General features: G+C 57.5%; 20 protein-coding genes and 1 tRNA gene. 13 read left to right on the top strand and 8 right to left on the bottom strand.

Annotated features, from left to right (window positions below):
- Positions 1-103: 103 nt before the first annotated feature.
- A tRNA-Ser gene (locus tag HQ945_RS22045) sits at positions 104-193 on the top strand.
- Between the two features lie 407 nt (positions 194-600).
- Here HQ945_RS22045 and HQ945_RS23225 read toward each other — a convergent pair.
- Positions 601-774 carry a beta-barrel domain-containing protein gene (locus HQ945_RS23225; RefSeq protein WP_484555912.1) on the bottom strand — a complete coding sequence of 58 codons (174 nt, stop codon included), beginning with the start codon at positions 772-774 and terminating at the stop codon, positions 601-603.
- A gap of 286 nt (positions 775-1060) precedes the next feature.
- Here HQ945_RS23225 and HQ945_RS22040 point away from each other — a divergent pair, with 286 nt between their 5' ends.
- Positions 1061-2479, top strand: coding sequence for a sensor histidine kinase (locus tag HQ945_RS22040; protein ID WP_174208516.1), 1419 nt, complete (start codon positions 1061-1063; stop codon positions 2477-2479).
- 18 nt (positions 2480-2497) lie between these two features.
- On the opposite strand, the gene HQ945_RS22035 is transcribed toward HQ945_RS22040, so the two are convergent.
- On the bottom strand, positions 2498-3172 hold the full coding sequence (locus HQ945_RS22035) for a response regulator (protein WP_113280521.1): 675 nt from the start codon (positions 3170-3172) through the stop codon (positions 2498-2500).
- A gap of 234 nt (positions 3173-3406) precedes the next feature.
- On the opposite strand from HQ945_RS22035, the gene HQ945_RS22030 reads away from it, so the two are divergent.
- From HQ945_RS22030 to HQ945_RS22005, 6 genes are all read left to right on the top strand, one after another.
- A complete protein-coding gene (locus HQ945_RS22030) occupies positions 3407-4540 on the top strand; it encodes a glycosyltransferase (RefSeq protein ID WP_162737166.1) in 1134 nt (377 codons plus the stop codon).
- Between the two features lie 300 nt (positions 4541-4840).
- On the top strand, positions 4841-5119 hold the full coding sequence (locus HQ945_RS22025; RefSeq protein WP_113280519.1) for a hypothetical protein: 279 nt from the start codon (positions 4841-4843) through the stop codon (positions 5117-5119).
- A gap of 11 nt (positions 5120-5130) precedes the next feature.
- On the top strand, positions 5131-5886 hold the full coding sequence (locus tag HQ945_RS22020) for a polysaccharide deacetylase family protein (RefSeq protein ID WP_113280518.1): 756 nt from the start codon (positions 5131-5133) through the stop codon (positions 5884-5886).
- Positions 5871-6893 carry a glycosyltransferase family 2 protein gene (locus HQ945_RS22015; protein ID WP_246272758.1) on the top strand — a complete coding sequence of 341 codons (1023 nt, stop codon included), beginning with the start codon at positions 5871-5873 and terminating at the stop codon, positions 6891-6893. Before HQ945_RS22020 ends, HQ945_RS22015 begins: the two co-directional genes overlap by 16 nt.
- 309 nt (positions 6894-7202) lie before the next feature.
- Complete coding sequence (locus tag HQ945_RS22010) at positions 7203-7433, top strand: hypothetical protein (RefSeq protein WP_113280517.1); 231 nt, start codon at positions 7203-7205, stop codon at positions 7431-7433.
- Between the two features lie 127 nt (positions 7434-7560).
- The gene (locus tag HQ945_RS22005) at positions 7561-7830 is read left to right on the top strand and encodes a hypothetical protein (RefSeq protein ID WP_091922844.1); all 270 of its coding nucleotides are present in this window, start codon (positions 7561-7563) and stop codon (positions 7828-7830) included.
- Positions 7831-7843: 13 nt separating this feature from the next.
- Here HQ945_RS22005 and HQ945_RS22000 read toward each other — a convergent pair whose 3' ends face one another.
- Positions 7844-9304: an MFS transporter gene (locus tag HQ945_RS22000; RefSeq protein ID WP_174208515.1), complete on the bottom strand. Its 1461-nt coding sequence runs from the start codon at positions 9302-9304 to the stop codon at positions 7844-7846.
- A gap of 178 nt (positions 9305-9482) precedes the next feature.
- On the bottom strand, positions 9483-9752 hold the full coding sequence (locus tag HQ945_RS21995; protein ID WP_174208514.1) for a hypothetical protein: 270 nt from the start codon (positions 9750-9752) through the stop codon (positions 9483-9485).
- A gap of 321 nt (positions 9753-10073) precedes the next feature.
- Here HQ945_RS21995 and HQ945_RS21990 point away from each other — a divergent pair, with 321 nt between their 5' ends.
- The 4 genes from HQ945_RS21990 to HQ945_RS21975 all read left to right on the top strand — a co-directional run bounded on the left by HQ945_RS21990 (position 10074) and on the right by HQ945_RS21975 (position 13919).
- The gene (locus tag HQ945_RS21990) at positions 10074-10634 is read left to right on the top strand and encodes a tetratricopeptide repeat protein (RefSeq protein WP_113280514.1); all 561 of its coding nucleotides are present in this window, start codon (positions 10074-10076) and stop codon (positions 10632-10634) included.
- 40 nt (positions 10635-10674) lie between these two features.
- Positions 10675-11328: an RNA polymerase sigma factor gene (locus tag HQ945_RS21985; RefSeq protein WP_051615397.1), complete on the top strand. Its 654-nt coding sequence runs from the start codon at positions 10675-10677 to the stop codon at positions 11326-11328.
- On the top strand, positions 11328-12128 hold the full coding sequence (locus HQ945_RS21980) for an anti-sigma factor family protein (protein ID WP_228018323.1): 801 nt from the start codon (positions 11328-11330) through the stop codon (positions 12126-12128). The genes HQ945_RS21985 and HQ945_RS21980 overlap by 1 nt, the downstream gene beginning before the upstream one ends.
- Positions 12129-12191: 63 nt before the next feature.
- Positions 12192-13919 carry an AMP-binding protein gene (locus HQ945_RS21975; protein WP_174208529.1) on the top strand — a complete coding sequence of 576 codons (1728 nt, stop codon included), beginning with the start codon at positions 12192-12194 and terminating at the stop codon, positions 13917-13919.
- Here HQ945_RS21975 and HQ945_RS21970 read toward each other — a convergent pair whose 3' ends face one another.
- From HQ945_RS21970 to HQ945_RS21960, 3 genes are all read right to left on the bottom strand, one after another.
- Positions 13920-14765, bottom strand: a complete 846-nt coding sequence (locus HQ945_RS21970) for an alpha/beta fold hydrolase (RefSeq protein ID WP_174208513.1) — start codon at positions 14763-14765, stop codon at positions 13920-13922.
- Positions 14766-14898: 133 nt separating this feature from the next.
- A complete protein-coding gene (locus HQ945_RS21965; RefSeq protein ID WP_091922856.1) occupies positions 14899-15270 on the bottom strand; it encodes a COG4315 family predicted lipoprotein in 372 nt (123 codons plus the stop codon).
- Positions 15271-15530: 260 nt separating this feature from the next.
- Positions 15531-18101 carry an autotransporter family protein gene (locus HQ945_RS21960; RefSeq protein WP_174208512.1) on the bottom strand — a complete coding sequence of 857 codons (2571 nt, stop codon included), beginning with the start codon at positions 18099-18101 and terminating at the stop codon, positions 15531-15533.
- Between the two features lie 267 nt (positions 18102-18368).
- On the opposite strand from HQ945_RS21960, the gene HQ945_RS21955 reads away from it, so the two are divergent.
- Entirely contained in the window at positions 18369-18614 is a 246-nt protein-coding gene (locus tag HQ945_RS21955; RefSeq protein ID WP_027233266.1) for a hypothetical protein, read from the top strand.
- Between the two features lie 6 nt (positions 18615-18620).
- On the opposite strand, the gene HQ945_RS21950 is transcribed toward HQ945_RS21955, so the two are convergent.
- Positions 18621-19163 (bottom strand): flavin reductase family protein, encoded by a 543-nt coding sequence (locus HQ945_RS21950; RefSeq protein ID WP_174208511.1) that lies wholly within the window; start codon positions 19161-19163, stop codon positions 18621-18623.
- Positions 19164-19393: the final 230 nt, after the last annotated feature.

Below are 19393 nucleotides of genomic sequence, written 5' to 3'. Positions count from 1 at the left end.
AAAGATGCGGCGCAGCCGTTGACGCGGCAATGCGAAGAGCTATAAAAGCCGCGTCGATGCTTCGAGGCGAATTTTATATAGTTTCGCTCGCTGTGCTGAGGCTGGAAGAGTGGCCGAGTGGTTTAAGGCAACGGTCTTGAAAACCGTCGTGCGGGGAACCGTACCGTGAGTTCGAATCTCACCTCTTCCGCCATAGCATCCGATCTGAGCCATTTATTTAACGATATAGTCCACCGGAACGCGTGTCGGCTCGCACGGAGCAATGCTGGAGCCGATCGCCTATCCCACTCCGTCGCTCTCAAGCTTTAAGGGTAGCGGCCGCATCCCCATCACCCTCCGCTCAAGCAAAGGTGAAGGCGATCGCATACCATTCCTGATTTTTGAGCTTATTCTCGTATCATCCAAAACTTCAGGAGGCAGCGATGCGACTTTATATTGTTGCGTTCCTCGCATTGGCGTTGAGCGGGTGTGTCACGAGCAATCCACAAGACGGCGGCGGAATACCCCGGCATGCTTCATGGGCAGGACAAAATTGATCGCTACCAAGCGAAGTTCAAACCTCAATACACGGCGTTAACACCTTGCTTGAAAAAAGAAACATCACTGTTCCTTGAACGTGCGGCTGAACTGATCGGCGAGCGGCTTGGCTAAAAATGACAGCGCCGTGCGCTCTTCTGCCGAAACGAAGACCTCGACCGGCATGCCGGGCAGCAGCTTCCCGTCGCCGAGCTTTTCCAGTTCATCTGCTGGAACGATGACGTCGGCAAGATAAATAGACCTGATCCGAACGAATGTAGGTTACCATAATTGCCCTCCTGGATCGCTTTCATGCGCGGTGTTTTGTTGCCGCGACTGCACTTAGGCAGGCGCCATCCCCCTCCCGCGGCGTGTTTTTCTTGACCAGACCCGGATCTCCGGGACAAACTCACCAAAAACGTCGACACGAGTTTCGATAGTCGGATGATGTGGTGGGGGGAGCGAACTTGGTAGTTCGGAAGGTCCGGTCAATTACAAAGACCTTGGTCAAGAGAGTTTCGGGACTTTTGGCCTTATCGCCAACATGACCTATGACCTCAACCACGAGGGTGGGCGGTTCGGTATCGGCAAGCTCGTACGGTACTGGCAACGCCTTGATCTAAAATCGCAATTCCTCGTGGTAGCCGCGCTCATCCTCTTGGGATCCATGGCGATCCTTGGAGAATGGCTGAGTTCCCAGATTGCGGCTAACCAGTTGCGGAGCCGGGCAGAATCGGGGGCCCTTTACATGGAAGGATTCCTTGCCCGCCACGTCGACGAGGAAAATGGCAGGCCGCTGGTCGTTCCGGAAAAGCAGAAGGAACTCGATGACCTTCTAATCGGGACGGATCTTGCGAAGCGAGTGGAAGGCTTCAGAATCTGGGACAAGGACGGAACTGTTGTCTACAGCACAGACAAGTCACTTATGGGAAAACGGCTGCCATCCGAGGACATTGAACGGGCGTTCGCCGGAACAGTCGTCGCTCAACTTGAAGAGCACCACGACGATCAGGGTATCGCCAACGAGCAAACGGCGCGTCCGCTGATCGAAATCTACGCACCTATCTACCGACCCGGCAACCATGATGTGATCGCGGTTGGAGAGCTATACGAGGAAGCGGAGGATTTCATCGCCCAGCGATCGCGCGTCCAGCGAAGCACATGGGCACTGGTCGGGGCGACGACCTTGACGATCATGGCCCTGCTTTACCTGATCGTGCGGCGCGCCAGCGGCATTATCAATACGCAGCGTGAAACCTTGAAATCGCAATTGGAGAACGCGCAAGCGCTTGCCGATCAGAACCGTTCACTGCGCAGAACCGCCGACAAGGCGCGCATGGACGCGTCAAAGTCCAACGAAACATTGCTCAACCGTATCGGCTCGGATCTTCACGATGGTCCTGTCCAGGTCTTGAGCCTGCTGATACTGCGCTTAGGGCAAACGTCGGGCGCAGGCAACCAGCGGGATGAGCTCGACCCGTCGCGGCTTGCGAGCCAGGTACTCAGTGAACTGCGCGAGCTCTCGACGGGTCTCGTGCTGCCGGAACTTGAAAACCTGTCCATCGAAGCAGCGCTCAAGCTCGCAGCGCAACGCCACGAATACGCGACAGGGTCAATTGTCGCGGCACATTACGAGAATCTGCCGGAAAAGGTCGCGCATCCGCTGAAAATATGTCTTTACCGGGTCGTGCAGGAGGGGCTCAACAACGCCTATCGCCATGCTGGAGCCCGCGGACAGCGGGTGGAAGTGAGCGCCGATGGCAGCGTCATCACCGTCACTGTCAGCGACAAGGGCCCCAGCCCCGACCAGCCAATTGCTTCGGCCGGGCGACGGCACCCACTCGGACTTCAGGGCATTCGCAACCGGGTGGAGGCATTTGGCGGCACGGTGCGGATCGTGCATGAACCGGGTGCAGGCACCAGCCTTATTGTCGCCGTTCCCCTGGAAAGCAACAGCGCCTAGGCATTGGAATCGCTTCGACTAATGACGCGAAACGGATTCGCGCTCGTCGCGGCTGGCGACCTCTAGTTTCTGCGCGGCGATCAGCACTTCAAGACGGTTTCGCGCATGCAGCTTCTGCATGAGGATCGTCATATAGTTCTTGACCGTCTTTTCGCCTATGCCGAGCCCGATCGCGATCTCACGATTGGTACGGCCCCGGAGCAGAAGGCTTACGATCTGTTCTTCACGGATGCTGAGCTTGATCGGTCCCGCAGCTCGTTTGCGCAAGGAGGCGATGCGCAGTGCTTCGATGACTTTGATTGCGAAAGCCGGCGTAATGTAGGTTTCGCCCGAATGGGCGGCACGCACGCCCTCAACGAGCTCATCGGCGCTGCTGCCCTTGAGAACGTAGCCCTTTGCACCGGCGTGCAGCGCGCGCACAGCATAGTCGCTGCCAGTCATCGCAGTGAACGCCACAACCTTGGTGCCTCCCGGATTTGCGCCTATCTCGCTGATGACTTCAAAGACATTGCCCGGCATGTAAAGGTCGAGAACCATGACATCGGGACGCAATTGCCGGCTGATCTGGAGTGCGTCATCGGCCGACGCGCCCTTGGCCACAACCGAAAATTCTGAGTTGGTTTCGAAGAGATTGACGACGCCTGCAAGCATGAGCGGATGGTCATCGACCAGCGCAACAGAAATTGGCACCATAGTGACTTCGCCCCCCTTTTGCCTTTGCGGCTTTGGGCGATATTAGGCGCCTGTTCTTCGATTCTGTCCCGTACCCAATTAGGATTACGCATCGGATTGCTTATTTTATACAACCAGTGAACGGTTCGCGGAGTTCATCCGGATGGATAACTTTCATTTGTTGCCGAGGAATAAGATCATCGCCTCCAACAAATAGTGCTCGCAATGTGGGCGCCGTCCGATCGAGGCAAGGATATGCGCATTCTCAATATCATTCAGTGCACTGAACTCGGTGGCATGGAGCAGGCCTCGCTGCGGCTGATGCAATGCCTTCAGGATCGCGGCCACGAGATTAAAGTCATATCGCTCAATCCGCTCGGTGCCCTCAAGGAGCATTTGGACAAGTCAGGCATCGAGGCGGTCGGGATGGAATATCGGGGCGCCCTGGGTTGGCGCAGCCTGCCCACGCTTTACCGGATCTTGCGGGGCGAGCGGGCAGATGCCCTGATGATGACGGGAAGCAATCTCCTGGCAATGCTGACGCTGGGCGGCATTGCGCGCGGTCGCCGCCTCCTCGCCATGCATTTCCACCATTCGGTGCGTCCCGATTGGCAGTGGAAGCTTTTCTATGGTTTGGCAAAGCGCCGCTTCGATGCAATCAGTTACCCGTCGGATTTTGTACGGCTCGAGGCTGAAACCATCGTCCCTTCTGTCAAATCCATAACCCGCACGATCCGCAATCCGCTGGCGGTGCCGGAAAAGGCTTCTGCGGAGGATAAGGCGGCCGCACGGCGACGGTACGGGTTGCCGCCACAAGCCAAAATCATCGGCAATGCCGGCTGGCTTATCGATCGCAAGCGGTTTGACGTGTTCTTGCGAACCGCCGCGGTCGTTGCCGTAAAGCGGCCCGACGTGCGTTTCGCCATCGCGGGTTCTGGTCCCGAAAATGAGAAGCTACAGGCTCTGGCGCAGGAACTCGGTATCGCCGACCGTATCCATTGGCTCGGCTGGATTGCGGATATGCGCGACTTCTATCTCAGCCTGGATGTCCTGCTGTTCAATTCCGATTGGGATGCCTTCGGCAATACGCCGGTCGAGGCGATGACCTACGGCATCCCGGTGGTAGCTTCCGTGATGCACGGCGGTCTCGGCGAAGTGATTACCGACAGGCGCTACGGGTACCTGATCGCCGAGCACGATCCTGAGCGGTTGGGTTCCGCGATCGTCGAGACCATCGATCAGCCGGATGCCGGCAACGCCGAGAACGGACGCTTCCGGGCCGTGACCTTGAGCGATCCCGCGCGCATTGCAATCGAGGTCGAAAAAATCCTGCAAGGACAAATAGCGGAACTTTCGGTACCCGAGCCCACGCGGATCTTGTCGTCCTGAGGTAAGCTGAAAATGTGCCGCATGATGCGCCTTGAATGTACGGCTTCCCCGTTTTGACTTGAATCATACTGCGAAAGTATTATTGAAAACATCTGACTTATAGGGCAATGAGGTGCAGATTTTTTGCAATGTAATAATGTAGTAATGTATTTGAGAAAGTCACAAGTATAATTATCCGATAAAGTATTGAATACTTTCATTTGGTAAGATCTAATCATTTTTCGCATAGCCTTTCTTTTATTTTCCGGATAGCCGGCTGATTGCCAGTTTCGTTTTGCACATCCCAGTTGCGGGTAGATAATGTTTGTCGAGAAATTCATCACCAACTGGTTCGCTGCGGCTGCGACCCTCGGCGCCGTTGCGTTTGCGATTAAAGCGGGCTGGCATTGGCACGCTTCAACCGACATTATCACCGCCGATGAACTGGCCAGCCTGTCGGATGGTCGCAACGCGCTTGCCGAGACGATCGACGCTTCCATGCGCCAGAGCGCGCTTCTTGCCAAAGGCGCGAGTGCAGCTTCGATTGCGGCGATACTCGCTGCCTGTGCGCTTCTTGCGCTTCTTGCGCGCCTATCGTGAGGGAATTCGCGATGGCGGGCCAACCGGGCGACGAGGAATTACGCGGAACCACGAGCGGCGCAGATCGGCCGGTTCCTATTCTGATGTATCACCAGATCGATCAGGTGCCGCCGCGGGGCACGCCATTTCGCGAATTGACGGTCGATCCATCCAACTTTAGGACGCAAATGCATCGGTTGAAGCGCCTGGGCTTCATCGGCCTGTCGATGCACGATCTCAAACCATATCTATCGGGTCAAAAATCCGGACGCGTCGTTGGAATCACCTTCGACGATGGCTTTCAAAACGTGCACACATATGCGTTGCCTGTCCTGTCGTCGCTCGGGTTCACCGCTACCAATTACTTCGTGAGCCGGCAGATTGGTGGTTCGAACGTCTGGGACGCAGAAGTCGGCGTGCCCGCTGCGCCCTGCATGTCGAAATTGGAATTGCTCGAATGGACTGCCGCATGCAATGAGGTCGGGGCACACACTCTCGATCATGTCCACCTCCCCGCCATCCCCGCTCGCGAAGCGAAGCGCCAAATCGAAGACTCTCGCAAGGAACTCGAGGATATCGTCGGCAACACGGTTGACGCCTTCTGTTATCCTTATGGCGATGTCTCCGAGAATGTCAGGTGTATGGTCGAGGATGCCGGCTATGCGCACGCGACAACCACAATTCGGGGGCGCGCCCGCCCCTCACACGACGCTTTTATGCTGCCCCGCCGCATCGCACGTTGCTCCGACGGCTGGATGAACGTGCTGCGCAAATGCCTGACGGGTTGACCATGGACCATTCCAGCGCGGCAAAACCGGCGTTGGCAGGACGGCGCCGGATATGTATCGGCACCGTAACCCGCAATCGACCACAAATGCTTGCCCAACTGCTTGAGTCCTATGGACGACTAGAACGACCGAGCGATACCGATCTTGTTTTCATCATCATTGAGAACAGCGGCCACGCCACGCTTGACCGCATAATCGAAATGTTCCGATTGCAAGCACCGGAGACGAGTGTGCGGTATGAAATCGAGCCCAACCTTGGGATTGCATCCGCGCGTAACCTGGCGATCGAATGTGCGATCGACGCTTGCGGGGAACTTTTGACCTTTGCCGATGACGACGAAACAGTCGAGCCGGACTGGCTGATGCACCTGCTTTCCGAGCGCGACAAGCTCGATCTCGATATTGTGGGTTCGCCCGTCCGTCCCGCCCCCATCGATGCTGACGCATCATTTCGGGAAAGACTGGTGTGGAACGGCCTGGTTTGGCACAGTCGGGCCTGCGAAGCGAAGTGCCGTCGCATGCGCGATACAGGTTCACACCATAGGATAAAACTTGCCACCGGTAGTTGGATGGGGCGGGTAGAGTTCTTTCGTTCGACAGGCCTACGCTTCGATACCCAATTGGGGCTTGCCGGCGGCGAGGACTGGCGTCTCTGGTCGGAAGCAAGGAAAATGGGCGCCCTCACCGGATGGACACCGCTTGCTGTCGCTCACGAAACAATTCCATCTGCACGACTCACGTTCCTCTATCAATTCAAACGCAACAAGGACCATTGCACGACGGAATTCCGTTCCAAACTGGAAAAGCGTCCCTTGAAAACGCTGCTTAGATTGCCGGGTTCGCTAGCGGCGCGCATCCTGTCGTTTGCCTTATACTGTCTGGCCGCACCATTCACGGGGGGACAGTCACTGGTCAGGGCGACATCCTGCCTCGGATCTATTACCGGCCTCATTGCTGCCTGCCTTGGTTGCAAATCAGCCCACTACAGGCGAACCGACGGGGCGTGAAGCCAGACGCGGTGTATCGCGCGGCACTTCATCCTTTTAGGGCGATTGTCAGCATGGCCGATCTGTTGGATGATTGGCGATCGAATAATAACGACGGGGGAAAAACCTCATGCGCCTGACAGCTTTCAATTGTTTCACCGTATTCACGATCGGCCTCAGCCTTGGCGTAACGCTGGGCTTGCTCCACATCTAGCGACTTCGGCCCCTGCAAGCGCAAATATTGGGGTCAAACGCGTCGCCTTCTAGGCATTTGAGGCGAATCGGCTCAAAATCCGATCACTGACATAGGCGTCTTGAAGGATGACCGGAATGAAACTGAGCTTCGAAGAGTTCGTAGAATCGCGGGACTATTGCGACGATCTTTTCGCTGTAGGCCTGTGCGACGGTGAAGGCTATGTCTATGCTGACGGTCTTTGCTGCATAGAAAAAAGTGGCGCGGTCTTCCTGCTCCACCATAACGGGTGCACGCTACACGCTGCCGATATTGCGACGCTCGAACGCGAGCTTTACCGTCTGGTGCAGATGGCTGAAGCGGCCTGAGCGACCGAGATACCTGCACTCCCGTCCAGAGGACCCATTCATTCGAGCTAGAGATTTTGGCTGGATGGTTGTCCACCCGCAATAAGCGTAAGCTCCCCTACTGATCACATTCTTTGGGGAGGGAATCGTGAAAAGCTATCTCATCTTTATCGTCCCGGTTTGCGCCTTCATCGTCAGCGCACCGATGCCGGGTGAATCGGCCAACAAGCCGCGATCAATTGCCGCCTGCAGCGCAGCGCTCCAGAAAAAGGGGCTCACACCGCCCGCTGCTTCCGCGGTCACCACCAATTTCGGCAAGGGCATGTGGATGACGATCCAGGGCAAGGCCAACGGCAACACGCCCTTCGTCTGCAAGACCCATCACAACAGCGTCATTTCTCTCACCATCGATGGATGATCACGACGGAAGATCACGCCTTTCGCGGCGTTGTCTTTACCTGATGCCCGCTGATATCGGCGCCCGCGGAATTTGAGAACCGCATGTTCCAGACCGTTGCGGTGATGGAGATCGCCGTGACGATGATGAAAGCGACCGAGAAGTCGCCGAGTTCCGGCACATCGTGGTCGCGCGCAAGCATTGATCCGTGCAGCGCAAGCGCGCCGACACAAATCCCCAGCGACAGCATCAACTGCTGGAACGTCGTATAGAAACTGGTCGCCGAACTCATCTGATCGCGTCCGATCTCGTCATAGGCGACCGTATTATAAGCCGTGAACTGAAACGACATGAAGAAGCCGCAGAAATAGAGAAGGACGAAAATCAGCGGCAGCGGCCAATCCGGCCGGAACGCCGCGCACAGCGCATAGCCGAATGTCGAGATTATGCCGTTGACGATGAGGCTGTTGCGGAAGCCGAACTGCCTCAGGATCTTTGGTGCAACCGCCTTCATCGTCATCGACCCGAGTGCCGTCGCGATGACGATCGCGCCGGCCGATGCGGCGGAGAGGTTGAAGCCAAGCTGCAACATCAGCGGCAGCAGGAACGGCTGTGCGCCCTGCGTAATACGGGTCAACGATCCCGCGACCACCGAGGCGCTGAAGCTCGGAATGCGCATCAGCGAAAAATCGAGAATGGGCGACGGGTGCCGCCGTGCATGACGCAGATAAGCAATGCCGGCCATTGCGCCGACTGCGACCAGCGAAGCCGCAAGGCCGGCCTCGCCGCTGCGGCTTGCCATTTCGAAGCCGAAAAGCAGGGAGCCGAGCGATATGCCGGAAAGGAACAGGCCGGTCCAGTCAAAGGGTCCCCGCGCTTCGCCCTTGAAATCCTCTATGAACAGGCTGACGAGGATGAAGCCCAGGATGCCAATCGGGACATTGATGTAGAAAATCCAGCGCCAGTCGAGGTAAGTCACGATCAGGCCGCCAACAGGCGGACCGAGGATCGGGCCGATCAGGGCCGGTACCAGCAACCACGACATGGCCGAAACGAGATTCTTGCGCTCGACGCTGCGCATCAGCACCAGACGGCCCACCGGCATCATCATGGCGCCGCCGAGGCCCTGCACCAGTCTCGCAAAGACGAGGAAAGTGAGGTTCGGCGCGAAGGCGCAAAGCACGGAACCCAGGATGAATACGCCGATAGCCGTGCGGAAAACGGTGCGGGATCCGAACCGGTCGGCAACCCGGCCGCTCGCCGGTATGAAGATGGCAAGGCTCAAAAGATAAGATGTGAGCGCGATGCTCATCGCGGGCGCGCTGACGCCGAAATCACGCGCCATTGTCGGCAGCGCCGTCGCAAGCACCGTAGCATCGAGTTGCTCCATGAACATGGCACTGGCAATGATCATCGCAATGATACGGAAATTCGGCGCCGGTCTCTGAAGCGCGCCTTTGGAGGTCGCGGCAACATGACAAGTCTGATCCGACATTTTTAAGACAGCTCTTTCGATTGGGACCGATTGCGCCGCGACGGCTCAACGGCTGGGAAGACGCGCTGAGGCTCGCAGGAACGGAATTGATATATTAGCGCGCGGCTGCAAAGGCCATAGGGTTTTTTGAAATCCGCTCCAGGCTTCGGTAACAAAATCGTGCGCAGAGCCCCGCCGCTCAAACCAGATCGTCAGCGGACTCGTCTGTCCGCGCCGCATCGAGGGCGCGCATGGCCGCAAAGAGCGCTTCCCTGTCCTGCTGATGCGCGTCGAACAAGGCGACAAAGACGGGATTGGTGATCTCGTGCGGTCGGGGTGCCGCCTTGGCCCGCTCCAGGCTCGCGTCGGCAGCGCGTCTTGCCGCTTCGACATGTTTCCTCGCACGCTCGACGTCAGATACGCCTTTTCGCGGTGCGCGTTCTTGCTCACGCGCTTTGTTTGAACGCATGTCGAGTCCTGCGAGCAATGATTGCACGAGCGGGGCGCTGGCAATATCGGAGGTCATGGGTTCAGCCGTTCTGCAGTTCATGTGTTTTCGTGAGGTTGAGCAGCTTGTGATTTTCCTTAATCTATAAGGTCGCGACAACGCACGGAACGTATATCCGATCAAAATTCGCCGCGAATGGAGCAAGCGATTCCCGCGAGCGGAGCGGTTCTGAAATCGAATTGCAAAGCGGCGTTTCGCCGAATACTGCGCGGGCGCTTCGAATAAACCACCTCTCCAAGTGTTCTTTAGGTCGCACGTTCCCTTCCAGCGGAGACTGATCTCATGAGCAACATCTTCAACACACTCTACCGGCAGGTGCCTGCCGCCCTGCTTGGCGCCGGACTTGCGATCGCGATGCTTCCTGGCGCAAGCCTCGCCGCGGGAGGCGGAGGCAGCGACGATGCAGCAACGACGCCGACCTGTCCCAAGGGCAAGGTTTACGAAAAGAAGTCGAAGAAATGCGTCGATAAGACCACCAGCAATGTTCCGGACGAAGATCGCACCGAATATGCCTATACGCTGGCCAAGGCCGGCCGCTACCAGGAAGCGCTCGACATGCTCGATACATTGAAGGATCCGAACACCAAGGAGGCGCTTAACTATCGAGGCTATGCGACACGCAAGCTCGGCCGCACCGATGAGGGCATCTCCTGGTACAAAAAGTCGGTCGCGCTCGATCCCAAATACGCGAAAGTTCGCGAGTATCTCGGTGAAGCCTATGTCGTCAAGGGCCAGATCGACCTCGCCAAGGAACAGTTGACGACGATCAAATCGATCTGCGGGACAAGTTGCGAAGAATATCGCGACCTGCACGAGGCAATCGAAAAGCCCTCTAAAATCTGACCCCGATCACGCGCGGCTTTAGGAAAACAGCATGAGCGGCATGCCGGGTTCACCAAAGGAGCACAAAGTGCCTGTCGCTCATCTTCAACTTTATGCTTATAGTCGCCCGGACACGGGCGCATCATCGCTGCCCGACGTTCGCAAAGAACGAGTTGGCGCGGAGGCAATCATCGCGAGCGAACACGAAATCAGGGCGAGTTTGAGCCAGCACCTCGCTCGGCTCTGGCGCTACGGGATCGTGCTGTCACGTCAGCGCGACGTGGCCGACGATCTCGTCCAGGCAACATGCGTGCGTGCCCTTGAGCGGGCGAACCAGTTTACCAGCGGCACGCGTCTCGACCGCTGGTTGTTTTCTATCCTGCATTCAATCTGGCTGAACGAAGTGCGCTCGCGCCGCATTCGTATGGGCAACGGCTTCGTTGATGCAGACCTGACGCTGACATTCGACGGTGAACAGGATACCGAAACCCATGTTATGGCCAATCAGGTTTTGCGCAAGGTCAACGCCCTGCCCGAAGCGCAAAGAACGGCCGTGTTTCTTGCCTATGTCGAGGGCCTCTCCTACCGCGAAGTCGCAGATGTGCTGGATGTTCCGATTGGCACGGTCATGAGCCGGCTTGCTGCGGCTCGCGCGAAACTTGCCGAGAACATGGATGAGGACGCGGTTGCCAGACGGACGAAAGGGGGCAGTTGATGAGCGAACACAAGCATCCTGAAATGCCCTCCGACGAACTATTGGTTGCTTTCCTCGATGGCGAACTCGCCGGCGAGGAACGGCGGCGTATCGGAGCCCTGGTCGAGAGCGATCCTGAGGTGGCTGCGCGCTATGAGTTCCTTTCGCGTAGCGAGATGCCATTCTACGACGCGTTCGTTCCGCTGTTGGAGAATGCACCTGCTTCTGATTTGGAAGCGATACTTGCGCGCCTTCCCTCACCCAACGCCGCCGAGCCAAGGGGCCATAACTGGACACGTCGCGGTTTGCTCGCTGCAGCAGTTGCATCTGTTTTTGTCGGCGTCGCGATCGATCGCGCCTATCTGCGGATCAAGGATGATCACGAGGAAGCAGACGGTTCGGAATGGCGTTCGGTCGTCGCCGAATACCTCAGTCTCTATACCGCCGATACGCTGGCGGATCTCGCAAACGATCCGGGCGTACAGACAGCGCAATTGCAGTTGATAAGCGACAGGCTCGGCCTTCAATTGCCTGCCTCCGCTTTGACGCTTCCCGATATACCGCTCAAGCGCGCGCAGCTTCTGCAATATGACGGCAGGCCGCTTGGTCAGCTTGCTTTTCTCGATCCGGAGCACGGACCGCTTGCACTGTGCATCGTCAAGTCTTCACGCGGCGCCTTCGCGCCGCAGGTCGAAAAGCGCTACGGCATGAATGTGGTTTACTGGGCCGATGCCGCCCATGGCTACATGCTCGTCGGTCGCAACCCTGTCGATCAGTTGAGCGGGCTTGCCGAAAAGCTACGCACCGCCATCAGCGCCTGAGCGAAAATCAGCGTGGGTATTTTCTCGGCTTTCGGCTAGTCTACCGGGTCTGTGCCGTTGACCCTGGGAGGAAACGTCACGAGCCCGGCTGCAGCCTTTACGGGCGACGATTCACGTTTAAGCCACGTGCGCGGCCCAAACGAGCCGCCGCTTCTCGACAAGACCATATCGCAGGCGCTCGATGATGCTACAGAGCGCTGGGGGGATGTCGATGCTCTCGTCGCCGTACATCAGGGCGTTCGCCTGACATATTCTGAGCTCAAGGCAAGGGCGGACGCATTTGCGGCCGGGCTGATCGCGCTTGGCATGGAGCCTGGCGAGAGGATCGGCATCTGGTCTCCCAACCGCGCCGAATGGACCGTGACGCAGTTTGCCGCGGCCCGAGCCGGCTTGATCCTCGTCAACATCAATCCCGCCTACCGCCTGTCGGAACTCGAATTCACGCTGAACAAGGTCGCCGTCATGGCGCTTGTTGCCCCCGAGCGCTTCAAGACCAGCGAATATGCGGAAATGGTGGAAACGCTTGCACCTGAAATTCGTGCGGGACATGCGATCGTTTCAACGAAATTGCCGCATCTGCGGCACGTGATCAGGATCGGTGAAGGAAAGCGGCCGGGTTGGCTTGCCTTCGACGCCGTGCCCGCATTTGCAGAAAGAGAACACCACGTCGAACTGGAGCGTCGGCACAGGGCCATCAGTCCGAAGGACGCCGTCAATATCCAGTTCACCAGCGGAACCACAGGTCTGCCAAAGGGCGCGACGCTTTCCCACCGCAATATTCTCAACAACGGCTTCTTTGTCGGCCGCAGCGTCGGTCTTCGCCCCGGCGACCGCCTCTGCATACCGGTGCCGCTTTATCACTGCTTCGGCATGGTCATGGCCAATCTCGGCTGCGTCGCGCATGGCGCAACCATGGTCTACCCTTCCGAGGGGTTCGATGCGCTCGCCGTGCTGCAAGCGGTAGAGACTGAGCGTTGCACCGCGCTTTACGGCGTGCCGACGATGTTCATCGCCGAACTCGGCCACCCGGAATTCGACAAATTCGACCTCTCCTCCTTGCGCACCGGTTGCATGGCAGGTTCGCCCTGCCCGATCGAGATCATGAAGCAGGTAATCGAGCGCATGCACATGCGCGACGTCACGATCGCCTACGGCATGACCGAAACGAGCCCGGTCAGCTTTCAGAGTTCGGCCGAAGACCCGGTGTCGCGCCGCGTTTCGACCATCGGGCGTGTCCAGCCGCATCTCGAATGCAAGGTAATCGACACGGACGGCAACACCGTGCCGCGCGGCACCCCTGGCGAGCTCTGCACCCGGGGCTATTCGGTGATGATCGGTTATTGGGACGATGCGGAGAAAACCGCTGAAGCCATTGATGCGGATGGCTGGATGCACACCGGCGATCTCGCGACCATCGACGAAGAAGGCTATGGCAACATAGTCGGCCGTCAGAAGGACATGGTGGTTCGTGGCGGCGAGAACATCTATCCGCGCGAGGTCGAGGAATTCCTTTTCCGCCACGTAAAAGTGAAGGACGTGACCGTCGTCGGTGTTCCCGACCTGAAATATGGCGAGGAACTATGTGCCTGGATTATCCTGAAAACCGGCGAGACGGGAACCGAGGAGGAAATCCGAATATTCTGCCAAGGGCAGATCGCGCATTACAAGGTGCCTCGCTATGTCCGTTTCGTTGAAGCGTTTCCGCTTACGGTGACCGGCAAGATCCAGAAATTCCTCATCCGCCGACAAATGGCGGATGAGCTCGGCGTCGAAGAACAAAAGACCGCTTGATCAATTGTCGATGAAATCACGGACGGCCTTGTTGTAGCCTTCCGGATCCTGGACCATGGCGAAGTGGCTGGCATTGTCGAGAATGATCAGCTTCGCGCCGGGTATGGTCTTGGCCATGTAATCGGTATGCTCGCGAGTGATCGCCTCGTCATGATCGCCAAGCACGATGGCAATGGGCGTCTTGATCTTTTTCAGATCGTCGTCGGTCCAGTTCGGCTGGCTTGCCCACATGCCGCTGATCTGCTCGACAAAAGCGTCGTACTGGTCCGGCGTCGGCGAAATCTTCTTATAGACCTGCCCCGCGTGATCTATGTAGCCGGCAAACGTTTTGTTCTGCATGACGTCCGGTTTCACACCGTCGACCTTCGTATTTGCCGCCTGGGCAAAGACCTTCGTCAGCTTCTCGGGATGCTTCATGGCGATATCGATACCGATGATACCGCCGTCGCTCCAGCCGACGATCGCCGCCTTGTCGACCTTGAGATAATCCAGGAGGGCGACGTAGTCCGAAGCCATGAGGTCGTAACTATAGGGATCGGCGGTGCGCGTCGAGCGTCCATGCCCGCGGCTTTCAGCAACGATGACCATGTGATCCTTGGAAAGATCGGCCACTTGCGCACCCCAGATATCGGCATAGCCGAGGCCACCATGGATAAGCAGGACGGGCGGTCCCTTGCCGTAAACGGCATAATACATCTCGATACCGTTTACCGGGGCCTTGCCGCTCTTGTCTGCCTTCGGCATCGGTTGCGGCTCGGGAAGCTGTTCCCACCGTTCCGCGGCGAAAACACTGGTGGCAAGAGCGAAAAGAACTGCAAGAGAGTAGATCAACGACTTAAAGTGCATGATTGTCCTCCTGATTGTCGTAACAATACTCCAGGTTGAAGATCAGCATGTTTACCATGCACTTGCAATCACAGCGTGAAAAGCAAAAGGCGGCCCGTCAGAGCCGCCTTTCTCATTTGCAAAGAATTTGATCTTACTTTGCGACGTGCCAAACGCCACCGACGCCTTCGCCGCTCATATCGCCGGCTTTCTTGTCCTTGGCAAACATGTAGAGCGGCTTGCCATCATAGGCCCACATTTCCTTGCCGTCGGCGTCCTTGACGAGCGACCACTCGCCTTCCGCCTTTGCGCCGGTATCGGCGTGGAAAGCCGGCCAGTTCTTCAGGCATTTCGCATCACAGTTGGATTTGCCCTTTGCATCCTTGTCGAACGTATAAAGCGTCATGCCCTTGGGGGTTGTCATAACCTTCCCCATCTTCGTATCCATCATCTTCACCGGTTCTGCAGCGAAGACAGACAGACTCGTGGCTGCAAGTATTCCCATTGCTACGAGTATAGTCCGCATTTTATGTACTCCCTCTTCAGGGTTGCCGGCAGAATGTCGGCAGAGCCCGTTTTCTTGGCGAACCAAGCCGCTCGCCTCTGTTCAAACAATGCGCCAAATTCTGATCGGAATTGAGGCAGTTGACGCGCGGGATGGGTCACCTGCTATAACGCCTTGCGACGGTCGGCCGTTCCTCCCACATGCCTTTGAACACGCGAAACGGCGCTATTATTCAGAGGGCCTTACAAAATAGCAGCGCCCTCGTGACAACCCGGAAATGGTTACCACTTTACCCGCAGGCCGATATTGCCTTCGACAATCTCTTGATGTGGGCCATCGACGTCGAATGTGTAATCGGCAACGGCGAAGGCGCTGACATACTTGGTGAAATCGTGTGTTACGCCAGCGCCAAGTTCAAGAGACGTTGATTCGAGCTCGGTGTTGATTGCATCCGGGCCGAAAAGAACAGAATCTGTCCCGCTGAAATTGTGCCATAGATTGGCCTTCAGATAGGGCTGGAACAGGCCGGAGGCTGTCTCGTATTTGCCCTGCAGCCGGAATCCGACACGGCCGATATACCCATCATCGGTGTCGAACGATACATCGGAAAAGGCATCGGACTGGTCGTCAAGCGACAAATGCTGCCAGATCACTTGCGCTTCCGGCTCGAAATTCCAGCTCTGCGTGAGCGCGAATGGATAGCCGCCCTCGAGCGAGGCTGTGATGCCCGTTCCGTCGATATCGACGCCAATATCGCGCGACGACGTAGAATGCCCGTTGAACCACGAGCCCATCAGCACGGCGTCGACATACCAGCCGGACGGGCCAATATGGGTCCAATAGCCGCCAAAGCTGGTGGTATCGACATTCATCGAACCGACCTGGAGATTTTTCCAGCCGACGGCTTCGCCCTTTATGTCGGCATCGAAGTTGGAATAGCCGAAGAACAGTCCGGCCATGTCATAATGCCCGCCATTGCTTTCATGGCCGAGAATATCGAGGCCGGCTTGAATACCGTAAAGATGTCCGTCAACAGATGGATTGACAGTGCCGTTCCAGCTTTGATCGGTCGATTGGCCAAAAGCCCTGCCCCAACCTGCGGAAAAATTCGAATTCGACGTAGCGATACTCTGTTCGCCGCGCCGTTCGTGGAAAGTTCCGAGCGTGGCGAGCGCGGTTTCCCGCACTGCCGGCGGGACGACCGAATAGGTCGGAACCTCGATACGATAGAGCGGGATGGCCTCGGTTGGATCATCGGCAACGATGGGCGTTGCGCCAGGCGTGGGCGGTTCAACTCCCGGTGCCGGCGGCAGGATGATTTCCTCTCCCGGTTCTTCGACGGCGGGATCGGGATCGATCGGCGGCGCCGGTGGTTCCGATCCGGGAATGAGCGCCGAGCGCAGGTACCAGTTTTCATCCGATCCTGCCGAAACGCCACCCTTAAAGAGCGCATACTCAAAGGCGCCGGCAGCCACCGCATTGCTTAGGCCGAACGCCGTGCCGGCCGTGGTCGCACCGTTGATCGCCTGCACGACCAGGATACCATCCTGCCGGGTCGCCGCACCCGGACCGTCGAGGTTGGTGACGGCGAGCCCTGTGGTCCCGCTCGCTGCGCCACCCGAAATGACAAGTTTGTCCGCGGGCGAAGCATCGTCCCCGAGGACCGTCTGCAGCCGAATGGCGCCGCCGCTGCCGGTATAATTGCCGATAACAGTGAAGGTATCCGTTGCTCCGCTGGTGCCATTGGTGAGATCGATGACGCCGGCATTGGTGAGCGAAACTGGCCGGACACCATCGAAAGGCGCGATCGCTGCATTGACGCCGTTACCGGCAAGGAGCGTACTGCTGTCATCTATCGAGAAACTGCCGGTGCCCGTGCCGCTATCGCCAAGAATGAACGTGCTGTCGAGCGTGAATACCGAGCCCGCAGTTAGAGCCACGTTTTCCCAGTTCACATAGCGAGCGGATGTGGTCGCGGTCGTGCTAGCGAATGTCAGCGTATCGGTGCCAGCAGCGCCGTTCAGCAACGGCGTTAAGGAAAGCACAGCGTCAGTCAGGTTTTGCAGGGTTCCAGTGTCATTGCCGCCGCCGAGGCTTATGGCACCGCCGATCGTGCCTGCTGTGGTCCAGGTGAACTGGTCGTTTCCCGTCCCGGTCGTCAACGTGCTGCCGATCGATCCACCCGAGACAAAGACGCGATTATCACCAATGCCGAGGTCTACGAAGGTACCAATCGAACCGCCTGACAATATCAAAAGGTCGCGCCCTTGCGCGGCGATCACAAACCGGTCGATCGTGCCCCCCGACATGCGCATTTCATTGTTGGCCTGTTCGAGATTGACCTCCCCGATCTGACCTCCGGTCATCGTAAAAAAGTCACCGGCAAAAAACTGCCCGATGATTCGTCCGCCAGAGACGACTGCCGTATCGAGTTCGCTGCCTTGCTCGACGCGCTGGACTGTGCCCCCGGTCATTTTGAACGTATCGACGCCGGCGCCCTGGGTTATCGTTCCGTTGACGAAGCCTCCCCTCAATTCGACGGTGTCATTGCCTGCACCGGTGTCGAGGTTGCCCTGTATGGTGCCGGATTCGATGGAGACCGAATCCGCGCCCGCGCCGAATACGACCGGACCGTTGATAAACCCCGTTCCGCGAGCCGGCATGATGAGGGTGTTGTTGCCGCCCGTATCGATCAGCGGTCCGCCGACACCGCTGTCGCACGTATAAGTATTGTTGCCGGGATTTGGGACGAGGACACAAGCCGCTTGGGCCGATTGGCCCGATAACAGAATGGTGGGAAGTGAAATGATGGAGGGCCAGAGAAGTCGTGCGCGTACACCATGAAACTTCATGCTTCCCCTCACCTGACAATAGTAGCTGGCATAGCTCGATTGCTATGCTGGCTCCTTGGAAGAACGCTCCAGACGCAACCTATATTTCACCAGCGTGCTCTACAACCGCAGGTTTCAGTTCGCGCCGCGCTGTGACAAATATGGCGCAATTGTGCAACGCTAAGCATATGGGTCACGTTTTGGCCTCCATCGATTGATTTGACTGACACACCATGTTTCGTTGTAATTGGAATGATCAGAATGCCGTTGAATGCTGGAGTACCGAAGATGGACCGCTACGAAACCTTCGCAACCTGGATCTTTATCGTCTTCGGGGCGTTGATCGTAGCCGGCCTGATGGCGTTCGCAATTGCGACCGGCGATAAGCCGGCCTTCCTGTTCGCACTGGCTTCGGGCTGCTCCGCCTTCTTCCTTGGCTTTGCTGTAATCTTCGACCAGCCACGCCTTTACGGGCTTATTCTTTTTGTCTCGGTCGCGCTCATCGGCTGTTCGATAACCGCAATCGTTACTTGACGCCTCTCATTTCCGGGACTGCGGCGCGATGTGACGATAGGCGCCATGCCAGTAGAGCAGCGGCTCGGCATTTGCGCGCAGTGTAACTGCTCTCACCCTGCCGATCAAAATGCCGTGCGAATGCCGTTCAATCGCGTCATCGAGTTCGCAATCGAGCACAGTCAGGGCATGAGCGAGCGCCAAGGTGCCCGTCGAAAGTTCCAGCCACTCGGCATCCTTGTAGCGGTCGATCCCCTTTCGCCCGCCGCGCCCGGAGAAACTCTCGGCCACGTGGCGTTGATCGTGGGCGAGAACGTTCACGCAAAACGTGCCGTGGCGCTGCAGCACCGGCCAGGAGGACGAATCGCGATTGAGACTGACGATCACGGAAGCGGGATCGACCGCCAGCGATGAAACCGATGTTGCGGTAAATCCGGTTCGGTCGTCACCGCGACCGACGGTAACGACGCTCACGGCACCGGCGAGATGCCGCATGGAATCCTTGAACAGGTCTGGTTCAACGGAAAGCTCGCGGCGGGCCGCGCCCGCTCCCGAATAAAATACGGACATACTTTCCTCATCATAGGTTGGTCGCGGATCGCGAATGAAGGTCGTGCCGCAATTGCACCACACCAGGCACCCGGGCAGCCAGCTTTTGCTTTGCGCCCGATACAACCTTTTGGCGATTTTGTTTTGCCTATCCCGACAGTTTGGAGAAATCCAATCTAGTGAGACGCTTTAGACGACTATCGTGGTAGAGATATCCGCTTTTGACTTGGAGGGTTCAGACGAAATTTAAT

It is taken from the genome of Phyllobacterium pellucidum (assembly GCF_013327855.1).
Classification (GTDB): domain Bacteria; phylum Pseudomonadota; class Alphaproteobacteria; order Rhizobiales; family Rhizobiaceae; genus Phyllobacterium; species Phyllobacterium pellucidum.
Note: the sequence above shows the minus strand (reverse complement) of the source record. Positions and strands in the feature narration are given on the sequence as shown.

Excerpts from the sequence above, each read along its gene's own strand:
- HQ945_RS22040 (WP_174208516.1), top strand. The coding sequence starts at position 1,061 with ATGACCTATGACCTCAACCACGAGGGTGGGCGGTTCGGTATCGGCAAG.
- HQ945_RS22035 (WP_113280521.1), bottom strand. The coding sequence starts at position 3,172 with ATGGTGCCAATTTCTGTTGCGCTGGTCGATGACCATCCGCTCATGCTT.
- HQ945_RS22030 (WP_162737166.1), top strand. The coding sequence starts at position 3,407 with ATGCGCATTCTCAATATCATTCAGTGCACTGAACTCGGTGGCATGGAG.
- HQ945_RS22025 (WP_113280519.1), top strand. The coding sequence starts at position 4,841 with ATGTTTGTCGAGAAATTCATCACCAACTGGTTCGCTGCGGCTGCGACC.
- HQ945_RS22020 (WP_113280518.1), top strand. The coding sequence starts at position 5,131 with ATGGCGGGCCAACCGGGCGACGAGGAATTACGCGGAACCACGAGCGGC.
- HQ945_RS22015 (WP_246272758.1), top strand. The coding sequence starts at position 5,871 with ATGCCTGACGGGTTGACCATGGACCATTCCAGCGCGGCAAAACCGGCG.
- HQ945_RS22010 (WP_113280517.1), top strand. The coding sequence starts at position 7,203 with ATGAAACTGAGCTTCGAAGAGTTCGTAGAATCGCGGGACTATTGCGAC.
- HQ945_RS22000 (WP_174208515.1), bottom strand. The coding sequence starts at position 9,304 with ATGTCGGATCAGACTTGTCATGTTGCCGCGACCTCCAAAGGCGCGCTT.
- HQ945_RS21995 (WP_174208514.1), bottom strand. The coding sequence starts at position 9,752 with ATGCGTTCAAACAAAGCGCGTGAGCAAGAACGCGCACCGCGAAAAGGC.
- HQ945_RS21990 (WP_113280514.1), top strand. The coding sequence starts at position 10,074 with ATGAGCAACATCTTCAACACACTCTACCGGCAGGTGCCTGCCGCCCTG.
- HQ945_RS21985 (WP_051615397.1), top strand. The coding sequence starts at position 10,675 with ATGCCGGGTTCACCAAAGGAGCACAAAGTGCCTGTCGCTCATCTTCAA.
- HQ945_RS21980 (WP_228018323.1), top strand. The coding sequence starts at position 11,328 with ATGAGCGAACACAAGCATCCTGAAATGCCCTCCGACGAACTATTGGTT.
- HQ945_RS21970 (WP_174208513.1), bottom strand. The coding sequence starts at position 14,765 with ATGCACTTTAAGTCGTTGATCTACTCTCTTGCAGTTCTTTTCGCTCTT.
- HQ945_RS21965 (WP_091922856.1), bottom strand. The coding sequence starts at position 15,270 with ATGCGGACTATACTCGTAGCAATGGGAATACTTGCAGCCACGAGTCTG.
- HQ945_RS21960 (WP_174208512.1), bottom strand. The coding sequence starts at position 18,101 with ATGAAGTTTCATGGTGTACGCGCACGACTTCTCTGGCCCTCCATCATT.
- HQ945_RS21955 (WP_027233266.1), top strand. The coding sequence starts at position 18,369 with ATGGACCGCTACGAAACCTTCGCAACCTGGATCTTTATCGTCTTCGGG.
- HQ945_RS21950 (WP_174208511.1), bottom strand. The coding sequence starts at position 19,163 with ATGTCCGTATTTTATTCGGGAGCGGGCGCGGCCCGCCGCGAGCTTTCC.